17 protein-coding genes and 1 tRNA gene are annotated in these 20,566 nt (G+C 40.8%); 10 read left to right on the forward strand and 8 right to left on the reverse strand.

Going from position 1 to position 20,566, the window contains the following annotated elements:
* Positions 1-4: 4 nt before the first annotated feature.
* Genes smpB through LEPBI_RS06935 form a run of 4 tightly spaced genes read left to right on the forward strand, consistent with a single transcriptional unit; the run spans position 5 to position 3,078 of the window.
* Positions 5-493 carry an SsrA-binding protein SmpB gene (gene smpB, locus LEPBI_RS06920; protein WP_002974168.1) on the forward strand — a complete coding sequence of 163 codons (489 nt, stop codon included), beginning with the start codon at positions 5-7 and terminating at the stop codon, positions 491-493.
* Positions 490-1,842, forward strand: coding sequence for a ribosome biogenesis GTPase Der (der, locus tag LEPBI_RS06925; protein WP_012388400.1), 1,353 nt, complete (start codon positions 490-492; stop codon positions 1,840-1,842). Before smpB ends, der begins: the two co-directional genes overlap by 4 nt.
* Positions 1,839-2,459, forward strand: a complete 621-nt coding sequence (gene plsY / locus LEPBI_RS06930; RefSeq protein WP_012388401.1) for a glycerol-3-phosphate 1-O-acyltransferase PlsY — start codon at positions 1,839-1,841, stop codon at positions 2,457-2,459. Before der ends, plsY begins: the two co-directional genes overlap by 4 nt.
* A complete protein-coding gene (locus tag LEPBI_RS06935) occupies positions 2,449-3,078 on the forward strand; it encodes a hypothetical protein (protein ID WP_012388402.1) in 630 nt (209 codons plus the stop codon). The genes plsY and LEPBI_RS06935 overlap by 11 nt, the downstream gene beginning before the upstream one ends.
* Here LEPBI_RS06935 and LEPBI_RS06940 read toward each other — a convergent pair.
* Entirely contained in the window at positions 3,042-4,943 is a 1,902-nt protein-coding gene (locus tag LEPBI_RS06940; protein ID WP_012388403.1) for a motility associated factor glycosyltransferase family protein, read from the reverse strand. The two genes, LEPBI_RS06935 and LEPBI_RS06940, sit on opposite strands and share 37 nt — an antisense overlap.
* Before the next feature lie 78 nt (positions 4,944-5,021).
* Between LEPBI_RS06940 and LEPBI_RS06945 the strand changes: the two genes are divergently transcribed.
* The gene (locus LEPBI_RS06945) at positions 5,022-7,805 is read left to right on the forward strand and encodes a chromosome segregation SMC family protein (protein ID WP_012388404.1); all 2,784 of its coding nucleotides are present in this window, start codon (positions 5,022-5,024) and stop codon (positions 7,803-7,805) included.
* 132 nt (positions 7,806-7,937) lie between these two features.
* On the opposite strand, the gene LEPBI_RS06950 is transcribed toward LEPBI_RS06945, so the two are convergent.
* The 3 genes from LEPBI_RS06950 to glnA all read right to left on the reverse strand — a co-directional run bounded on the left by LEPBI_RS06950 (position 7,938) and on the right by glnA (position 9,898).
* Entirely contained in the window at positions 7,938-8,228 is a 291-nt protein-coding gene (locus tag LEPBI_RS06950; protein ID WP_012388405.1) for a Cys-rich protein, read from the reverse strand.
* 19 nt (positions 8,229-8,247) lie between these two features.
* Positions 8,248-8,324: transfer RNA gene (locus LEPBI_RS06955), tRNA-Met, on the reverse strand.
* A 113-nt stretch (positions 8,325-8,437) separates the two neighbouring features.
* A complete protein-coding gene (glnA, locus tag LEPBI_RS06960; protein WP_012388406.1) occupies positions 8,438-9,898 on the reverse strand; it encodes a type I glutamate--ammonia ligase in 1,461 nt (486 codons plus the stop codon).
* 361 nt (positions 9,899-10,259) lie between these two features.
* Between glnA and LEPBI_RS06965 the strand changes: the two genes are divergently transcribed.
* Complete coding sequence (locus LEPBI_RS06965; RefSeq protein WP_012388407.1) at positions 10,260-11,996, forward strand: GAF domain-containing SpoIIE family protein phosphatase; 1,737 nt, start codon at positions 10,260-10,262, stop codon at positions 11,994-11,996.
* 52 nt (positions 11,997-12,048) lie between these two features.
* On the opposite strand, the gene LEPBI_RS06970 is transcribed toward LEPBI_RS06965, so the two are convergent.
* Genes LEPBI_RS06970 through LEPBI_RS06980 form a run of 3 tightly spaced genes read right to left on the reverse strand, consistent with a single transcriptional unit; the run spans position 12,049 to position 14,366 of the window.
* Entirely contained in the window at positions 12,049-12,774 is a 726-nt protein-coding gene (locus LEPBI_RS06970) for a hypothetical protein (RefSeq protein WP_012388408.1), read from the reverse strand.
* A 48-nt stretch (positions 12,775-12,822) separates the two neighbouring features.
* Complete coding sequence (locus LEPBI_RS06975) at positions 12,823-13,506, reverse strand: response regulator transcription factor (RefSeq protein ID WP_012388409.1); 684 nt, start codon at positions 13,504-13,506, stop codon at positions 12,823-12,825.
* Positions 13,503-14,366 carry a sensor histidine kinase gene (locus LEPBI_RS06980; RefSeq protein WP_041769990.1) on the reverse strand — a complete coding sequence of 288 codons (864 nt, stop codon included), beginning with the start codon at positions 14,364-14,366 and terminating at the stop codon, positions 13,503-13,505. Before LEPBI_RS06980 ends, LEPBI_RS06975 begins: the two co-directional genes overlap by 4 nt.
* A 128-nt stretch (positions 14,367-14,494) precedes the next feature.
* On the opposite strand from LEPBI_RS06980, the gene LEPBI_RS06985 reads away from it, so the two are divergent.
* From LEPBI_RS06985 to LEPBI_RS06995, 3 genes are all read left to right on the forward strand, one after another.
* The gene (locus tag LEPBI_RS06985) at positions 14,495-15,559 is read left to right on the forward strand and encodes a class I fructose-bisphosphate aldolase (RefSeq protein ID WP_012388411.1); all 1,065 of its coding nucleotides are present in this window, start codon (positions 14,495-14,497) and stop codon (positions 15,557-15,559) included.
* A 9-nt stretch (positions 15,560-15,568) separates the two neighbouring features.
* On the forward strand, positions 15,569-17,290 hold the full coding sequence (locus LEPBI_RS06990) for a 4-alpha-glucanotransferase (protein ID WP_012388412.1): 1,722 nt from the start codon (positions 15,569-15,571) through the stop codon (positions 17,288-17,290).
* A 90-nt stretch (positions 17,291-17,380) separates the two neighbouring features.
* Entirely contained in the window at positions 17,381-17,923 is a 543-nt protein-coding gene (locus LEPBI_RS06995) for an Mpo1 family 2-hydroxy fatty acid dioxygenase (protein ID WP_012388413.1), read from the forward strand.
* Between the two features lie 21 nt (positions 17,924-17,944).
* Here LEPBI_RS06995 and LEPBI_RS07000 read toward each other — a convergent pair whose 3' ends face one another.
* The gene (locus LEPBI_RS07000) at positions 17,945-18,733 is read right to left on the reverse strand and encodes a helix-turn-helix transcriptional regulator (protein WP_012388414.1); all 789 of its coding nucleotides are present in this window, start codon (positions 18,731-18,733) and stop codon (positions 17,945-17,947) included.
* A 49-nt stretch (positions 18,734-18,782) separates the two neighbouring features.
* Between LEPBI_RS07000 and LEPBI_RS07005 the strand changes: the two genes are divergently transcribed.
* Positions 18,783-20,534, forward strand: a complete 1,752-nt coding sequence (locus LEPBI_RS07005) for a transglutaminase-like domain-containing protein (protein WP_012388415.1) — start codon at positions 18,783-18,785, stop codon at positions 20,532-20,534.
* The last annotated feature ends 32 nt before the right edge of the window (positions 20,535-20,566 follow it).

Below are 20,566 nucleotides of genomic sequence, written 5' to 3' on the forward strand. Positions count from 1 at the left end.
CAGTATGGGCAAAACAAAAAAAGACGATAAACCCCGCGGAACTGATCCTTTGATCAATAAAAAGGCAAAGTTCAATTTCGAACTACTCGATTCGTTCGAGGCGGGAGTTGTACTCACAGGATCTGAGGTGAAATCCCTTCGTGAAAAAAAAGGAAACCTCACCGATTGTTTTGCCAAAGTGAGAAATGGGGAAGTATTTTTAGAAAATTTTCAAATCCCTCCTTACAAAAACGGAGGTTATGCGAACCACCCTGAAATTCGTCCAAGAAAACTCCTGCTCAAGGCAAAAGAAATTGAAAAAATAGATCGTTCGATAAAAGAGAAGGGACTTGTGCTTGTTGCCACTCGTTGTTTCTTTAAGAACAATCGTTTGGTGAAGATTGATGTCGCATTAGCCAAACCAAAAAAATTATACGACAAACGGGATGATATCCAAAAAAAGGAAGCCAAAATCGATATGGAAAGAGCCATGAAGGAACACTTACGCAAATGAAGGGACTTCCAGTGGTCACCATTGTTGGTAGACAAAATGTGGGAAAATCCACATTATTTAACGCCATTCTCCGAGCACAAAGTGCGATTACCGAAAACACAGCGGGTGTTACGCGGGATGTATTACAAAAAACTGTGGAACGAGCTGAATTTAAAATTCCGTTCACTTTGTCCGACACTCCAGGTCTTGACATTGAAAACATTGATGAAATCTCAAAAGAAATCATAGAGATTGCCTTTGAACATCTCCGCCATTCGGATCTCATCTTACATGTGATCGATCATAAAGACTTACGAAAGTATGACTACAAACTCATTGATTATTTCAAAAAAGATGAAATCTTAAAAGAGAAAAATGTCCTCACTCTCATCAACAAAGTGGATACAGAACAAGATGAGTATGATTTGGAGCCATTTTACACACTGGGGTTAAACGAACTCCTTCCAATCTCTGCCCTTGGTCGTAGGAATTTTGATTTACTTTACCAAAAAATTAATTTTTTTCTCCCCGATAAAATCAAAACCCAAGAAGATCCGTATTGTAAAATTGCGATCATTGGAAAACCTAACTCTGGTAAGTCGTCACTTCTCAATACCTTCCTTGGTTACAAACGAGCCGTTGTGAGTGAGGTGCCAGGTACCACTAGGGATTCCGTATCCGATCAGTTCTTTTTCCAAAACCATAAATTGGAAATCATCGATACAGCAGGGATTCGTAGGAAATCCAAAACGGGTGAGAGTTTGGAATTTTACTCCTACAAACGAACCCTCCATAGTTTGGGGGAAGCCGATGTCGTGGTCCTTCTCGTGGATGCCATGAAAGGACTTGGTGAATTTGACAAAAAGATCTTTGGGGAAATCCAAGAACTCGGAAAACCCATGATTGTGGCCGTGAACAAATGGGATTTGGTCCCGGAAAAAGAATCCAACTCTTGGAAGGATTACAAAGACAGAATGGAAGCAAAACTCTCCATCCTAAAAGAGAGACCTCTCCTTTCCCTTTCGGCCAAAGAGAAACTCCGCACCCACAAACTCTTGGAATCAGTGGTGGCCCTCTATGAAAAGTCCCAAAAAAAGCTAACGACCCGCCAATTAAATGACTGGTTAAGCAAGTGGGGGGGAAAAAATAAGGTACAGAAGGCATCGAACCGACCTCCGAAGGTGTATTACGCCACTCAGGTCTCGCAGATTCCTTTTAAAATATTGTTCTTCGTGAATGATACAAAACTCTTTCCCTCAAATATTTTGAGTTTCTACCGAAAGAGTATTGTAAAGGAATTTGGACTGGACGGACTTTCCGTTGAGATCGAACTCCGGAACAGAAACGAAGGAAAGGAGGGCAGGGAATGATTCTTGCCGCAATCCTATTCAGCTACCTTTTTGGTGGCATTCCGGTGGGGTACATCCTCACCAAACAAGTGCGAGGGATTGACATCCGCGAGCACGGCAGCCGTAATATTGGTGCCACAAATGTCGGCCGAGTGATTGGTTGGAAATATGGATTCATCGCACTCCTTCTGGATGCCTTAAAAGGAGCTGTGCCCGTCATCTCCGCCTCTTATATTGAATCTCCTTATTCTCTTGTCACAACAGAAATCCTACTTGGTTCCGTCGCCATCCTTGGCCATACTTTTACGCCCTTTCTCCATTTCAAAGGGGGAAAAGGTGTCGCCACTGCTCTTGGTGTATACATGACTCTTGTGCCTGTCGTCACAGTCTGTGCCATTGTGATCTTTTTTATTGTGTATAAAATCTCTGGATTTGTTTCCCTTGGTTCCATCCTAGCGACTTTATCCATGCCTCTTTGGTACTTTGGATCCTCGAAGGTAATCCCTAGTGCCGAATACCAACCAATCATCTTTTTTGTGTTAGTTGCTACTTTTTTCCTCATAACCTATTCGCACAGAGAGAACATTAGGCGCCTCGTATTAGGGAAAGAACTCCGAGCTTCCGAAGATGCAAAATGAAAGAGAATCCACACTCACGCAGAAAGAAAAACTCTTTCTCATTACCAAACTTGTAGAAGACCATCCCGAAGCAGAGATTCAGGATTTTTATAAGTGGTTGTACTACGGTGAGTTTGGAATGGAAGAATCCACACTGATTATGACAGGGAAACTTTCCATCCCTGAACTCCACTTAGTCCTAAGTGAAATCAAAAAAGAAGAAGAACAAAATGTTGAGTCCGAATTGGTTTGGGAACCTGTGGGTCTTGCGGCAAGGTATGTGAAAGTGTATCTCACCAAATACTACCACATGGATTGTCCTGTAAAACGGATCGTGAACCTACTCGAACGTTCCCCAGCCTTTCGTGGGGCCAGGATGAGTTTTAAACTGGATTGGAACTTATTAAAAGAAACAGTGCTTGAACTTCGTCCGGAACTCACTCGCCGTGATTTTATTAACTTTGAAGAACGAATCAATTTCCACCAATTACCAGCACTTCCACATACAGATGGTTATGTGGAAAAAAATCCCTTTGCTTATAGAGTGGTGTCTCAAAAATTATTTTTTGATTATTTTCCTGAGTTTGAAGACAATTCTGTGTTTCACCCTTTTTCTGGGAATGAATCAATCATTGGATAAAGGCTTCGTTTTAAATAACGGATTTCCTTTCGGATGGATTGGATCATGATTTGGTTTTTCCGAATTGTGTCCAAGTCCCTATGGCGTAATAAATAAATCTCTGTTTTGCGAATGAGCCGACGTAAATACGATTCACTCTGCATCCAAAGCCAAATTTCCGAATCTTGAAACGAAGAGGGTGATTTCAGTTCCCCTTCACTCTGCAAATTGTTGGCGTGATCAAATTCCTCCAGTTTGGATTCGATGAATCTAAGATCGGTTTGGATTTTTTGGAAGAGGTTTTTGCTACCATTTTGATGGGGAGAAAATTGTGGCGGAACTTGATTCGATGCCTTGTTTTGGTTTGGTCCATTCCCAGACCAAATCGATAAATCCCGCCAAGGGTAGTTGTGATTTCTGATCCCAGCTAACTTCTCTTTGGCAGCAGTTATGGATAAGGATGGGATCCCAACAATTTCGGCCCCGTCCTCGTTCACATTCCATAAAGTCATTTCTTTCACACTAGTAGCAGATTCTTCAAACCAGTGCCGATACAAATCCAACACATAATCCGTAAGAACAGACCCAGCGTTTGTAGATGGAACAAAACGAGTCTCTCGTTTGCGAATGATTACCTCATTAATTCGTTCCAGGCTGTTTTTGCGGTTCACTAGGGTTAGCCATTTTTCATTGTGATGGGTGCCTGTGGAATGGATCTCACGACCTGAATAGGCGAGGTCTTGGCCAAGAAAATAAACGGTTCCAAACCCCATATACCGTAACATATCAAAGGCGGTTGTGGCAACAGACCCTCCTGATTGGATGTCACCCACATCTTGGAACACTTGTTCGGCAAGTTCTCCCCCAGCTGTCACTTCCCGGACAAGTGAGCCTTCCGCATCCACTTGGTATTTGGCTGTAACAGAATGTACAACCGTTTGGAACATCGGTTCTCGTAACAAGGTAGGGGAACTGACAAGATCTGCAAAGAGTGGGATTAGAGTCAGAGACTCTCCCATAAAATGGAAAAAGGAATTGGTTTGGGCATCGAGTGTCACAACACCATCGGGTTGGATCCCTGCCTTTAAAAGGACCTTTAGTGAGGTATCACATGAGAAAACAAACAGTTTGTCACGGACTTCCTGTAACCAAGGTAAGTTTTTTCGTAAACTGGGGCCAGCTGACACGAGTACGGCGTTGAGACCTTGGAACTTGTCTCGTAACATCGAAATGGGAAACTTAACAGGTGGGAGGGTTTCGGCTTTGACAAGGTTAAAGATACTATTTTTGATCCATAACCTTTCAAATTCAAACTTGGTGAGTAAGTCACTCATTTTCGCCGAAAATACGTTTTGCGTTTTTTCTTCTAGTTCTTTATAAATTGGATTTCGATTTGTGTCTGTTGGGTTACGTATGACCTTTAGTCCACTCACCCTTTCGATCGGAAGTGATTCTAAGTAGTTAAAAAATAAGGGATAAAACATTTCTCCACTAAAGAGGTGACGACCAGGCACTTGTAAGATGGGTTTTAAAAACAAATCCCACAAAACAGGGGTTAAACTTTCATCTTCTCCGATCAGGATAAGGATTTGCCCGGGGGCCAATGCTTCACTGATAAGTGGTATAAGGTGCGGATTCCCTAAACCAAGTAAAATCACAACATCTGTTGGTCTTAACGAATACGAATCGACGAGTCGTTTTGCCTGTGTTAGGGGGGAAAAGGAAGAAGAGAGTGGATTTCCATCTAATGAGACATAATATTCCCCATTTTTCTTTGCGGGAGCTAGTTCCCATCGATTTTTTGAGAGGAAGTTTTTGAAATAATTTCGTAAGTAGGGCTTTCGTTCAAAAATTTCACTGGAAATCGGATCGATCATTTGGGACATAATACTATCTAAGGTTTTTTCTTATGTCTCTCAAGGACTGTCAACTGGGAAACAAAGGAATCAAACGGCAAAACAGATATGCATTTAAAAAGCCTAAACATTGTTGGATTCAAAACATTTGCAGATGAGACCGAGATCAATTTTGATCCGGGGTTTACCGCAGTCGTCGGACCTAATGGTTCTGGAAAATCAAATATTGTCGATTCCGTAAAATGGGTTTTTGGCGAAAAAAGTGCCAAAGGCCTCCGTGGGGAAAAGATGGACGATGTCATTTTCCATGGAACAGAGAGTAGGCGAGCCGCCGGTTTTTCGGAAGTTTCCATCCTGTTTGATAATGATGACCGGTTTTTTAATATCGATTACCCTTCTGTTAAAATCACTCGCCGGCTTTACCCGGATGGGGAAAACGAATACTACCTCAATGACATCCGCACCACAAGAAAGGACATCGAAAAAACCTTACTCGATACAGGGATTGGTAAATCCAGTTATAGCATTTTAGAACAAGGCCGTGTGGACCAAATCCTGAACTCCAAACCAGAAGAACGGCGAGCCATCTTTGAAGAAGCAGCAGGTGTGAGTCGATTCAAACTCGATCGCAAAGAAGCGAACAAAAAATTAGATGACACAAACCAAAACCTACTCCGCATCCAAGACATCATGAGTTCCATGCAAAAGGATTTGGAAGTCAAAGAAAAACAATCCGAAAAAGCAGAGCAGTATTTCAAACTCAAATCCGACTTAGATGAATCGGATAAAAATTTACGGTATCTGAAGTTAAGAGACTTCAAACGTAGAATGAAAAAATCGGATGAGGAACTACTCGAGATCCGAGAAAAAAACAAATCCATTTTATCTCTCATTCAAAATGAAACCAATTTGATTTCGGAAAAAGAAACCACAAAGGAAGCCAAAGAAAGAGAGATCGCAGAGATTGATAAAAAATTATTCGATCACCTTTCCAAAAGCCAAATCCAAAAAGAAAAAATCGCCAAAAACAAAACCTTTATCCAAGAATACGAGTTACGAATCGGAGAGATCCTTTCGTCCTTAGAATTGGAAAACCAAGCCACGATCAAACTCGAAGTGGAAAAAAAAGCAATCGAACTTGAAAACGAACGCCAAAGGGAAATCCAAACCACACTCCAAAAACAAATCACAGAGTTAGAATCCAAACGAGTTTCTTTGGAACTTTCCATCAAAGAAGAAGAAAAGTCCATTGAAGAAAAAGAAGTTCGTATTGGTGAAAATGAAAAACGCCATATCACTCTCCGCGAAAAACAAAAAACAGTGATTCTCGAACTCATCCAAGAGTTGGAAAATAAAAAAAGAGAGTCAAAAGAAGGGGAAGAGATTCGAAACCAAAACAAATGGGAACTCGTTTCCCTTGCAGAAGGTTTCCAATCCAAGTTACAATCTGCACTCTCATATTTAGAAGATTCTAAATTAGTGGAAGCAAAACACTCCCTCAATGAAATCCGATTGGATCAGTATTCTGAAAAATTGTCTGCATTTTTGAAAAAGGAAGATGACTTTCGAAATCTCCTTTTTGATAAAGATGGAATTTTATCCAAAAAAGAATCCATCGACCAAGAAATTGAAGACATCATATTAGAAAACGAAAACCTAACGCGTGGCATTCGAGACCACCAAAGTAATATCATCCTTCACCGAAACCATTGGGAAGATACAAGAACTCAGATTGTGGAATTAGAGAAAAAACTTCTCGAGTCCAATTCCCGTTTAGAAAACCAACAAAAAGAGATCTCCGTCCTGGAAGAACGAATTGGAGAGATTCTCTTCCGTATTTCAGGTGCCAAAGAGCAGGAGACTGTGATTCGGGAGAAAAAAGAAACCTTGGAAAGGGAAGTTGAGTTTTTAGAAAAGGAAATTGAAGAAGCCTACCAAGAATTCCTTTCCATGAGTCGTATTTTGGAATCCGAAAAAGAAACCTTGCAAACATTAGTTGAGGAAATTTCTGGTATCAAATCCAATATTTCTAAAAACCAAGAAGTATTCCAAAACCTTTTGCCACTTTTGTCAGAAAAGGAACGAACCAGTTCCGCACTGAAAGTCCAAATTGATTCACTCGTTGAAGAATTGTACAATGATTATTCACTCACAGACTCAGAACTGGAAACAGAACGGGGGGCTTTAGAACTCGACCAAAAAGCGGAAGAAAGACGACTTCGGTCAGCAAAATCCGAAATCCAACTCCTTGGTTCCATCAACCCACTCGCGATTGAAGAGTATCGCAATATCAAAGAAATCTTTGAACACAACCAAAAACAAAAACATGACATTGAAAGTTCCAAAAAGGACATCGAAGAAGTGTTAAAACGAATCAATGAAGAATCAGAGAAACTCTTCCAATTGACCTTTGACAAAATCAAAGAAAACTTTCAAGAAACCTTTTCCACCTTGTTCAATGGGGGACGTGCCACTCTGGAACTGACTGAAAAAGAAGACTCACTGAACTCTGGTGTCGAGATCATGGCAGAACCTCCTGGCAAACATGTACAAAACTTACGTTTGTTATCTGGTGGGGAAAAGTCACTCACTGCCATTGCACTTCTTTTCGCAATTTACATGGTGAAACCGAGCCCATTTTGCTTTTTGGATGAGATTGATGCGGCCCTCGATGAGGCAAACAAACTTCGGTTCTGCCAAATCCTAGACCGATTCAAAGACAAAACCCAGTTCATCGTGGTTTCCCACGCACAATCGACCATCTCAAGGGCCAATGCGATTTTTGGAGTCACGAACGAAGAGCCAGGGATTTCGAAGATTCTCTCCTTACGACTCGATGAAGCAAAATCCTTCTCAAAACAAATTTCACAAAAGACTGGAACAGAGAATTAACTCGTACTCCGAGAGAAGAGGGGAAGGGCGGTCTGACGAAAAAGGAAATCGCCTTAACAATAAAAAAACCTAGGAGAGACATCCCCTAGGTTTTTTCTTTCGTTTCGATTTTTAAGTCGTGTTACAGAAGTGTTATTTGTTTGCTTGCATCTCTTTCATAATGCATGTAGAGAATGCTTTGCAGGTGTCCCCTGCTGTTAGGCAACTTGCAATTTTGTTGTAGTATTTGGGACGATTACAATTGAATTCACAACCTCTGCGAAGAGTCGATTTTTGTTCTTCTGTTGCATTCGGATTCACTTGAATCGAACAATTGTAAAACTTGTCACAAGCTTCTTTACACTTTGGAAAATCAGCTGCTTGGATGGAACCAGTGAAAAGCACTAGAACCAAAATTGAAAACAAACGGTTTGTTTTTTTCATACCTTGTCCTCTCGATCTTTGGTAGCGAAGACGGGAGTCGAACCCGTGACCTCAGGGTTATGAATCCTGTGCTCTAACCATCTGAGCTACCTCGCCCTATCACCTTAGATCGTTTGGTTGAACTAAATCTTTAGTTCTTTTGTCATTTTTTGAATGGTTAGGGAATGGTAAACAAAAAAAAGCCCCGACAGTTGCCGGGGCGATTTCTCTTAGCAAGAGTAAGTTGTGAGGAATTCGTATGGGTGAGGGCGACCTTCCCATGGCCAAATTTCTGTTTCAAACTTATAGTGTTGGTATGTTTGGAGAAAGTTTTCTGTGAAAACATCTCCTTGTTTGAAGATTTCTCTTTGTGCGAGCATCTCTTCCATTGCTTCACGGAGTGTGTGAGGCATTTGTCGGATTCCTTTTTCACGGATTTCATCCAATGAAAGCTCAAATAAATCTTCTTCACGTGCAGGACCTGGATCGATTTTTTCAGCGACACCAGCCATACCAGCCATTAAAAGAGAAGCGAACGCCAAATAAGGGTTAGCTGTTGAATCAGGGAATCTGAATTCCACACGTTTTGCTTTTTCGCCACTGACAAAAGGAATTCGGCAAGAAGCAGAACGGTTTTGTGCAGAATATGCTAAAATGGAAGGTGCTTCAAATCCAGGAATGAGTCGTTTGTAAGAGTTAGTGGATGCATTTGTAAATGCTGCACAAGCTCTCGCATACTTTAACACCCCACCAACATAGTTGAATGCAAAATCAGACAATCCTTGGTATTTATCTCCAGCAAAAAGGTTTTTTCCACCTTTCCAAAGAGAGATATGTACGTGCATACCGTTACCATTATCACCAAAAAGTGGTTTTGGCATAAAAGTAGCTGTTTTTCCGTGTTTATGAGCAACCATCTTAACGATGTATTTTAACTTTTGAACATTATCAGCAGCTTCAATCAAAGTTCCGAATTTAATTCCGATTTCACCTTGCGCTTGGGCAACTTCGTGGTGGACCACAAACGTTTCCATTCCAATCGCTTCCAAAGTTTTTACAAATTCAGCGCGAAGGTCAACTTGTGAGTCAATAGGAGCCACTGGGAAATAACCACCTTTCGTTCCAGGACGGTGTCCCGAGTTAAAGTTGATTTTACCTGTGTTATTGGAGCCTGGAATTTCAGAGTGAGTGTTCCAGATCCCTTCGTTTGAATCCAATTCGTAGTATTGGCAGTTGATTTCATCACGTACTTTCAAACTATCAAAAACGAAAAATTCATTTTCTGGACCAAAGTATGCTGTGTCCGCAATACCCGATTTGTTCATGAATTCTAATGCTTTTTTCGCAATGGATCTTGGGCATTTTTCGTAGTATTGGTTTTTATAGATGTCCCAAACGTCACAAAACATAACGATTGTTTTGTCAGCTGTGAACGGATCTAAAAATGCCGTAGAAATTTCTGGATGTAATTGCATGTCGGAAGCATTGATTGGCTGCCAACGAGCAATCGAAGATCCATCAAAAGGAATTCCTTTGAATGTATCTTCATTAACGGAATTCACATAATACGAAACGTGGTGCCACATTCCTTTGATATCCGTAAATCGGAAGTCAAAGAAAAGGACTCCATTTTTTTTGGCATACTCAACCACTTCCTTTCCGGAAGTAAATTTTGGGGTTGCGAACTGCATTTGATTCTCCTTCGTTCAGAGGTCGGTCTGATTGTTGTAATCTTTTACCATTTTCAATGCAAGATTTATACCAAGGCATTTCGACCGAAATATAAGGGTTTCGTGGAGTTTCTAAGCAGATTGTATTCAATCTGGTGTTTATTCACGAGACATTATGCTATTAAAAAATGATAAATGCTTAAAATACATGCATAACACATGGTATCTAAGCCTCCGCCATTCCGATGTATGATAGGAAATAGCCTTTCTTTGGTCAATGGAATCAGAAAATTTTTGATTCAAAATTGGAAATTTTTCAAAAACCTTTCAATGTATGTTTTTTTTGTGGCAATCAAGGGAACAAAAGAAACTGTAGAAGGAGATGAGCTCTCGTAAACCAGACTTTGGTCGTTACCAACATTTAGAGAGTTTTATCCATCTGTCAAAAGATGCCATTTGGTGTTATGAATTGGACGTTCCCATGCCCATTTCCCTCTCCAAAGAAGAACAGATGGAATACATTTGGAATCATTCTGTTGTGAAGGAATGTAATTTGGCCATGGTCAAGTTGTATGGTTTCCATTCCTTGGAACAAGTGTATGGAAAATACTTAAAAGAAATTGTGAATATGGAGAGTGTCTATCTCCTTCGGAAATTCATAGAAAATTCCTATCTATTAGAAGACTTCGAATACAAACAACTCAACACACTTGTCCCAAAAGTTTTCCTCCTCAATTCACATGGGCAAGTGGTAGATGGTCACCTCGTTCGGATTTGGGGACAACAAATTGAGATTTCCAGTATCAGAGAATCGGAGTCAAAACTTTCTGAGTTACTTCAGTTTTCGCAAATTGTCACTGAAGTTTCCAAGATGTTTGTGCATACCAAAGCAGAATTTGTATCCGATGCCATTCAATTTGCTTTAGAAGAATTAGGAAAGTATTCCAAAGCAGACAGGGTATTTGTTGCCGAAATTTCATCTGATAAACAATTTTTATCCACAAGCCATGAATGGTTGAATGGTGATGTCCCATCTTTATTTGAAGTCGGCACAAAACTCCCAATTTCCAAAATGAACCCAGAACGATTGGGGGTTCTTGCCGGCGATGGAGTCATCTTCATTCCAGATACAACAGCTTTAAGAGAAGAGTCATGGCACCTTCAATTATTCAAAACCGCCGAAGTTCGTTCCATACTTGTCATTGGATTAAGGGATGAAGGAAACTTGATTGGAATCCTAGGTGTCACAACATACCAATCATTAGGCGAATGGAACGATGAGACCAAACAGATGTTAGGTCTCGTTGCGAGATTTGTTTCGCAAGGTTTGGTTCGTGCCAAAAACGAAATCAAACTGATGAAAAAAGAAAAAATCCTACAACGGTTCTATTCGGATATTAAGGAAGATATGGCTCTCGCGAAGATGACCCAAGAGGCTTGGGTTGCCAAAGATTTTGGAGCCATTCCCAATCTCAAGATTGAATCTCGATTTTTACCATACGATGATATTGGTGGAGATTTGATTTTATATGAAAAACCAAATCCCAATTGTATTGATATATTTTTTGGAGATATTTCGGGTCATGGCATTTCCTCTGCACTTGTCTCAGGGATTGCCGCTGTTTCCTTTAAAAAACATTCCTTATTAGAATCCTCGCCTTCTGCCATCTTGGAAGCCATGCATTTGGATTTAAAAACCATTATCTTCAAACACCATATCTCGGCATGTGTGATGAGGATTTATCCTTTGGAACGTCGGATTGAGTTTAGTTTTGCAGGCCATCCACCCGTTGTCTTTTGGAATGAGAATGACCGGGTGATGAAATTTGTAAAAGATGAAATGTATCCCATTTTACTCCTGGATGTTTGGAAAGGAAAAAATATATCGAAAACCTTTTCCAAAGGAGATCGGCTATTACTCTATTCCGATGGGATTTATGAATTGGAAGAAGAGGCGGGAGGATACATTGGTCTCGATGTATTTTTGCAAGAGTTATCGGAAATGATTTCCGTTTCCGATGACACAGATAGTCTCATCAAAAAGATGATTGCCAATTGCCTTGTGGAAAAAGACAGAATCATCCATGATGATATTGCTGTTTTGTTTTTAGAATTTTAATTCAATTCGTATGAAATTGTCTGTTTTGTTTTCCCTTTCGGGAACAATTCATTTAGCGGTCGATTAAATCGAGGGCTTTCGCATCAGCTTCTGGGTACTTTGCCAAATACTCCGAAACAATTTTCTTTTTTCCATCCAATCGATCCAAATGGGTTTCGATGATTTGGCCAAAGTCTAGTTTCCCAGTCACAATTTGGTACCTTTCGGTTTCGATGGTTCCTAAATCCAAGTCCACCGGGACTTCGTTTGCTTTGTCTGCATATTCTTTTGCTTTTTCCCAATAGGGAATGGCTTCCTTATAAAAACTTTCAGCCACTCCAAAACTTTCCTTTAGTTCATGGGCAAAGTCGAGATTATAAAAATACACATGCCGTTTGTCAAATTTGGAAGCAATCCGCATATAAGACCGCATGATTTGGATATTGATGTGCATAAACATCAAGTTTCGGTATTTGTAGTATTCTTGTTCCGTTTTTGTTTCACATAATGCATGTTTGGGGTGTCGGAAACGTTTGTTTAATGCAATTTTTAGCCAATAGATATTTTTACGAAGTTCGTTATCATTGTAATGTTGTTTTAAATTGTACAATTCATAAAAATCTTCTAAGTATTTGGGTTCCCATTTGTGTAATTTGTAAGGAACCCAATCTGAAAATTTGGTATAAGGGCCATTTTTTTCATATTCATAATTGTAATCGATGTCTGTTTCCCAAGCACCGAGAGAAACCGAAAACAAGGATCCCAAAAATAATAAACTATAGAGAATTCCTTGTTTCATCCCTTAGAGTATCGGTGGATTTTCCGAATTCCATAAGGCGGAAGTTGGTCATACCAAGGGTTGAAGAGGGCCTATCCATTGGTAACCCACACCCCTTACATTTCGGATGGATCCTTCCCCCAGGGCATCTCGCAGGCGCACAATGGCATTGTCGATGGTCCGTTCCGTTGGGAAACTGTCTTCCCCTACGATAAAATCCAAAATTTCCGAGCGGCTAAATACTTTTGCGGGATCTGTGAGGAGGAGGGCAAGTAGGGAACAATCTCGTTTGGAGAGAAGGGTGCTCGTTCCATCCTCGTTTTTAATCAGAAAGGAGTCCAAATGGATTTCTTTTGTATCCATTTTCCATTTTTGGCCATAATGCGGGCGGGTGAGGGAGATCACACGTTCCAAACGAATCAGGAATTCTTTTAAGTGAAAGGGTTTGGGAATGAATTCAGCAGCACCTAACTCAAAGCCGCGGAGTCGTTCCTGTGCCCCTGCTTGGGCTGTGAGGAATAAAAAAGGAAGGTCCTTTTCCTTTTTGACAATCATTTCCGCTAAATCAAATCCATTCCCATCAGGTAACCGTAAGTCGAGAACGACCAAATCAAAGGCATTTGGTCGGTAGAGGTTTTCAGCCTCGGAAATTGTTTTGGCCCACTCTACACGGTATTTGTCTTGTTCCAAACGTTCTTTTAAGGTTTCCCCGAGGCCCTCATCATCTTCTACGAGTAAAATTCTTGGTTTCATGTGACCTCGTTCAAACTCAGTTTGACTTGAAATCCGTACGAACTGTTCGGAAATTCTAATTTCCCTTTCATCTTTTCCATCAATTTTTTCACAATATAAAGTCCAATTCCGCTCCCACTGGTCTTTGAATGGCGTAAGAAAGGTAAGGTTAAGTGTTTTTTGTTACCTTGAAACCCGGACCCATTGTCTTCGAGTAAAAAACAAATTTGGTTTTTTACCTGGAAGATGGAAAGTTTGATTTGGTTTGCTTTTCCATGTCGTTTCGCATTGTCTGTTAAATTCTTTAACATCGCAAAAAATGCTTTTCTGTCGAGGTGTACTTTTTTTTGTAATGGGATCGAAACATCCCAAATCAGGTCTGGCTCATGATGGGAATAGGATTCCTTTAATTCTTGTAAACTTAGAGTTTCTAGATATAAAGACTCACCTTGCATGAGGCTTGCTAGGTAAAAAGCATTCCCCATTTGGGATTCTATCCTTTGGTTTTCCTTCCAAATTTTTTCTAGTTTTCGTTTGAGTTCAGGATTTGTTGTGGCTTCCAATAATACTTCGATTTGCAGCTGTAAGCTGGCGATAGGAGTTTTCATCTCGTGAGTGACGGTGGAAAAAAAATCAGCAATGAGTTTGGAACGTTTGTGGTCTCTATACGAAAGTACGGCTAGTGTCACTCCACCAAGTGTTAACATCGAAAGGAAAAACGATCCTTCCAGTTGCAACATCCGGTTCACACGATTCAGTTCCAATTGCCTTTCCTGGCTGATTGAAATTTCTGAAATGGTTTTGGCTTGGCGAAACCCTAAAATCCACCACCAGACTCCGAGTGACAGAGTGAGGGAAAGCCATGCCAAAGAAAAAAACATACGAAATTGTGCAGATCCTCTCAATTTTGCCTCTCAAAACAAGATCAGGGTATGGGGGAAGACGACGAGCAAAAAAAGATGTTGTCACCTCGGGGGAACACGAGAATTTATTTTTAAGGAGAACAACTTTGAACTTCGACGAAATCTCGAAACATCTTGGAAACGACGCGGAATCCCTCCTTGGATTCAAATCACCAAAAATAGCAAAAGAACTCATTCACGTACCTGGTAGCGACTGGGTAGACCGAATTTTTGCACCCACAGACAGGTCCATCCCTGTTCTCAGAAGCATTCAAACTTTACTTGGCCATGGCCGACTCGGGGGAACTGGGTATGTATCCATTCTCCCAGTAGACCAAGGAATCGAACACTCCGCTGGAGCTTCGTTTGCAAAAAACCCAATTTACTTTGATGGCGAAAACATCATCAAACTGGCTATGGAAGGTGGTTGTAATGGTGTGGCAACGACACTCGGAGTACTCGGATCTGTGGCACGTAAGTATGCTCACAAAATCCCTTTCATTTTGAAGATCAACCACAACGAACTTCTCACATACCCGAACAAAAGTGAACAAATCCTCTTTGCGACGGTAAAACAAGCACATGACCAAGGTTGTGTGGCAATTGGAGCAACGATTTATTTTGGTTCTGCTGATGCGGGTCGTGAGATCGTTGAGATTTCAAAAGTTTTCCAAATGGCACATGAACTAGGAATGGCAACCATCCTTTGGTGTTACATCAGAAACAATGCGTTCAAAAAAGACAAAGACTACCATGTTTCTGCTGACCTCACTGGGCAAGCCAACCATTTAGGTGTCACCATCCAAGCGGATATCATCAAACAAAAGTTACCTGAAAACAATGGTGGATACAATGTATTAAACCAAGAGTCTTCTTATGGTAAAACAGACAAACGAATCTACTCTGATTTGACTTCTGACCATCCGATTGACCTCACTCGTTACCAAGTAGCAAATTGTTACATGGGAAGAGCTGGACTAATCAATTCAGGTGGAGCTTCGGGTGAAAATGATTTACAAGATGCATTGAAAACAGCTGTCATCAACAAACGTGCTGGCGGAATGGGTCTCATTTCAGGAAGGAAAGCATTCCAAAAACCAATGAAAGATGGTGTGTCTTTACTTCACGCCATCCAAGACGTTTACCTATCAAAAGAAATCACAGTGGCTTAAACAAAAGCATTGGGATCTTTGATTCGTGTCAAACAAAGAAGGGCAGGGGTACTTGTATCTCTGCCCTCAATTGTTTCAGAGCATTCCTTTGAATGTGGGGACATTTATAGTTTATACCCACTCTGCGATTGGGCAAAAGACGTTGGCTTTAGCATCATCCAATTATTACCATTAAACGATACAGGATTCGGATACTCACCCTATAGTGCCATCTCTGCTTTTGCGATCGACCCTCTTTACATTTCCTTATACAAAATGGGACAAACGACCAGGTCTCGTAAAAAGGAAATCAAAACATTACACAACCATCCGAATCGCATTCGAAATGAAAAAATCAAAATCATTCGTGCCCATTATGAATCGCATCAAAAGGAAGCTCAAAAAGAAGCATTACAATTTTTAGAAACACAAACTTGGTGTTATTCCTATGTGACCTTCCGCGTTTTGTATGAAACGTTTGAAGGTAAAAATTGGTGGGAATGGCCAAGTGAGTTTCAAAACCTTTCCTCTGCAAAAGATTATATCTTTAATGAAAAAAGAGAGGAAGCTCTCTTTTGGGTATACCTACAAAAAATCGCCTATGATCAGTTATGTGGGGTAAAGTTGTATTGTGAAGATGTGGGAATATTTTTGAAAGGGGATATGCCGATTCTCACCTCCCGGAATTCTTGTGATGTTTGGGAACACCCGGATTACTTTATCATGGACTTACAGGCGGGTGCCCCTCCAGATCAATTTTCTGCCACAGGACAAAACTGGGGGTTTCCTGTTCTCAATTGGGATGCGTTAGAAAAGAACCATTACCGTTGGTGGAAGGATAGGCTTACCTATTTAGAACATTTTTTCCATCTCTATCGCATTGACCATGTGATTGGGATGTATCGGATTTGGGCGATTCCAAAGGAAGATAAAACAGCGCAGAAAGGTTGGTTCCATCCTCAATTCGGAATTGAAACGAGTGAATTTTTAAATGTAGGAATCAATCCGAAGTCCATGGAAGAGAAGGGCCTCATCCATGAGTTCAAACCCAATCATTATATTTTCTATTGGGATTTTTGGAAAGAGGAAAGTTATCAGTCCCTTCCTGAAGAAACCAAGGCAAAATTATTCCCTCTCTCCCAATTGCATATCACAGCAGAAGAAAAACATTGGCGGGAAGCGGGCGAAAAAATCTTAGAAATTTTTGATTCGTTTTCATCGATGGTGCCTTGTGCGGAGGATTTGGGTTCTGTGCCCAGTTTCATTCGTGATTCTTTGTTTGAAAGGCAAATGATTGGCATTGATGTAGTGCGTTGGACCAAATCCTTTACCACTGGGGAATTCATCGAAGAGGACAATTATAGGGATAATGCGATCTCTGTTTTATCGACACATGACACAAGTTTGGTGATGGATTGGTGGAAACACGAAGGGGACTTGGAATCCAAACTTCAGTTTTTCTTTGACAGAGTTGGAAAACCAAGACCCGAAACAGAAGACCAAATTTTAGAAGGGTTACTCGAATTTGTATTCCAAACCAAAAGTATCTTTAGCATCCAACTCTTTCAGGATTTGGCGCTCGGAATATCGGATGTCGTCGAGAATCCAGAAAAACACCGCATCAATTTGCCTGGAACCCCTGACCATTCCAATTGGACCTACCGGTTTCCTATCCTCATCGAAGAGTTTGCAAACAACTTCCAAAGGAATTTTACTATACGGAAACTCGTCCATTCTTCAGGTAGAATTTAGAAATTAGAATTTTTTTAAATTTTGACAGATTCGTTCAAGTGGAATCTTCCAAAATTTGGTAGAGTGGTAACCTACTCTGGAGGTTCCCACTTGAGATTTGCAAAAGAGATGGCATTTTATTCTGCCTACCACCAAGAAAAACGAAATGTTTGGATTCATGTATTAGGTGTCCCCACAATAACCTTTACCTTATTTGTCGTACTCAGTCGTTTTTCCCTGTTTGAATGGAATGGATTCAATGCGTCTGCATCGTTGCTCTTTACTGTCGCCGTGCTCGGTTACTACTATACTTTAGATGTATTTTTTGCCTTTCTTGCCACAATCCTCTTTGGTGGACTTTTTCTGACAGCCGAATGGATCACGACACAACTCCCATCCCAAACAGCATGGACCATCTTCGGAATTGGGCAAGTGATCGGTTGGGGTTCTCAGTTTTATGGACATTTTGTCTTTGAGAAAAGTAGGCCAGCTCTCTTTGACAATTTGTTCCAAGCCCTTGTGTCAGCTCCTCTCTTTGTTGTAGCGGATGTAGTTTTTGAATTGGGTTACCGATTGGATTTAAAAAAAGCCGTGGATGATGAATTAAAACAAAAGGGAGTTTGGAAAGACTTTCGAGTCGAAAAAACGGCGTAAGGATTCAATCCATGAATTGGATCAATTCGGTTCTGGGTTTGAATCACAAAAACAAACCTTAGTTAAATGAGACCCTCCCAAAAAAAGTGAGGGTTTCACTCCAAACATCTTTTTAAACGTTCGGGATAAATGGGCCTGGTCGCTAAAACCAGCCGCATGAGATGCCGTCGTTAGATTTTCACCCCCCTGCAAAAGCCTTGCCGCAATGTGTAACCGTTGCCATAACAAATACTGGCGGAGTGGGATTCCCATATTCTCTTTGAATAGGTGCATGAAACGGTCTTTGGAAATCCCAGTTTCATTGGAGAGAACAGCCAAGCTGATGGGACTCGGGAGCGTGTTTTTGATCCTTCCAATTGCCAGATCAATCCTTGGATCCCATTCCCTGTTTTGTTTTTTGGATCCGAGCACTTCCAAAATTTGTTCATACACCAATCGCGCTTTCTCACAATTGAGATCTTCGGTAAACAACGGTTCAGACAAAATTTGGATGGTTTCAATGGTGTTTGGACTAAGCAGTGTATAGGAATCCTTCATTTCAATTTTTTTGAATTCATCCGATTTCGGATCCAATTGGATCACAACGATTTCTGTATCACTTGCTTCTAAACGATGGAAAAAATTAGGGGAGATGATGATCCCTTCTGTTTGGATGGTTTCATTTTCTTTGGTGGTCAAAAGGAATGGAGTTTGTTTGGAAACAAGGATGGATACAGCGTAGTGGGAATGTGGTTCTGTCACAAGCCCAAGGGTTCCAAGTAAGATCCGTTCTCCAAAGTAAAAAAGACTTCCTTTTCTTTTGCCATCCATATACTAAAAAAATCTTATCGAAGGTTTTGAAAAAGGCAAGGATTATCGAATGAAACAATGGATTTTGTTTTTTTCCATTTTTATTGGGAGTGGATTTTTATTTGCCAAGGAACAGGGTGAATTTCCTTCCGATTGGACTTCCGTCTCACCTACGTTTTCCTATCCTTCCGTTTTTTCCTTCCCAGAATCGGAATCGGTGGAACTCTTTGAATCCCTTTTGCAGTCTCGGAACCATTTATACTTCCAAACGAGAACCAAAGAAAAACAAATTACCATTTATGAATACAATTTAGAGACGAAGGAAATCCATCCAAAACCTTGGGACAAAGGAAAAATCCTTGGATGGACTGAGTGTAACAGTGAACTCTTAATTCAAACCAAACAGAAGTTATATGCTCTGCAACCAAAGTCTTGGGAAATCAAAAAGGAATACAACCTTCCTTCCCCATCTTCCAGTTGGAAAGACATCATTTGTTCGGGAGGAAATTTGGTTCGATTGGAGAAAGACCAATTACAACAAGTCCACTTGGAAAGTTTGGAAGAAAGGCCTTTCCTCCCTCTCCCAATGAAATCGGTGCAAAGGATTGTGAAAGTAAATGAAACAGAAATTTTACTCATCTCATCCTTTTCTGGCAATACCATCCAGTTGTTTTCACTTCCCGACCAAAAGACAAAAAAGGAGTGGAAATTCCCAACAAACCACAGAGCCCTTTTCAAACTCACAAGTCTGAAGGAAGATCGATTTTTGGTATTTGATCCTATCACAAAGATTTATGGAGAATGGATTATGTTTGATGATCATATTTTCCCGATCGTTGGTCTCTCCAAACGTTCCGATGGCAAAGCAGTCAGATTTTCTCCGATTGAATCCACGATACAATACCAATTGGAACTTTCGGCTACAAGTGAGATCAGAGAAACCAAGTTGGTTGTGGTCCTTCCCAAAAAAGATACCTATTCGCAGGAATTGAGAGCGGAAACCTTCTATTCTCCGAGTGTCTTTGGATTGGATGAAACGGGGAATCGCACCTTGATGTTCACCATACCCGCCATGAAAGAAGGGGAATCCAAACTTCTCTCTCTTTACCAAGGTAACCTCACACGTTACAAAATCCATTGGAAACTGGATCCAAATTCTTTAGTCAATCGAGTGGAAAACGAATCCAAATTTCCAAATGAACTCCGCGATGATTGGTTTGTGAAACTAGAAGATCCAATTGTGGTGGGAAAAAGAGACGAACTTTTCCAAGGGAAAACGACTCTTTTGGAGATCCTTTCGGAAACAGCAAAGTATGTTTCAAGTATCCCTTACCAATCAGGGAAATTTGAAGCGGCTCCATATGTGATTTTAAAAAACAATGGTGGGTGCACGGAACATTCTTACGTCACCATGTCTTTGTTACGTGGTATGGGAATCCCAACACGTCTTGTTTGGAACTACTTGCCTACAGAGTCTTCGAGTGAGATGAGTTTCAATCATAAATATGTGGAAGTTTGGGTGGATGGATTGGGATGGATTCCCTTGGAACCACTTGCTCCCCCTAAATCCAAACCTGGTGTGACCCATGCGAGGCATTTGGTATTTGCTGTTTTACCAAAGCCTACCCATCCCAAAATTGTGGGTGGGGACAGGTTAGTCCAAATTGCAAAAGACCAAATCCCACTCGGGAAACAATTAAAGATGAAACTGACGATCCTAAAAAAAGAAACAGGGGATCGATTGGAAGAGGAAATCGGCATCCAACCGAACCGAATCCGAACAAGGGCCATCCAAGCTGGTGAGGATCTCGTGGTTCCTTGATGAGACTCGGGAACCTACCGACTATGAGAAAA

It is taken from the genome of Leptospira biflexa serovar Patoc strain 'Patoc 1 (Paris)', from assembly GCF_000017685.1.
Taxonomy (GTDB): domain Bacteria; phylum Spirochaetota; class Leptospiria; order Leptospirales; family Leptospiraceae; genus Leptospira_A; species Leptospira_A biflexa.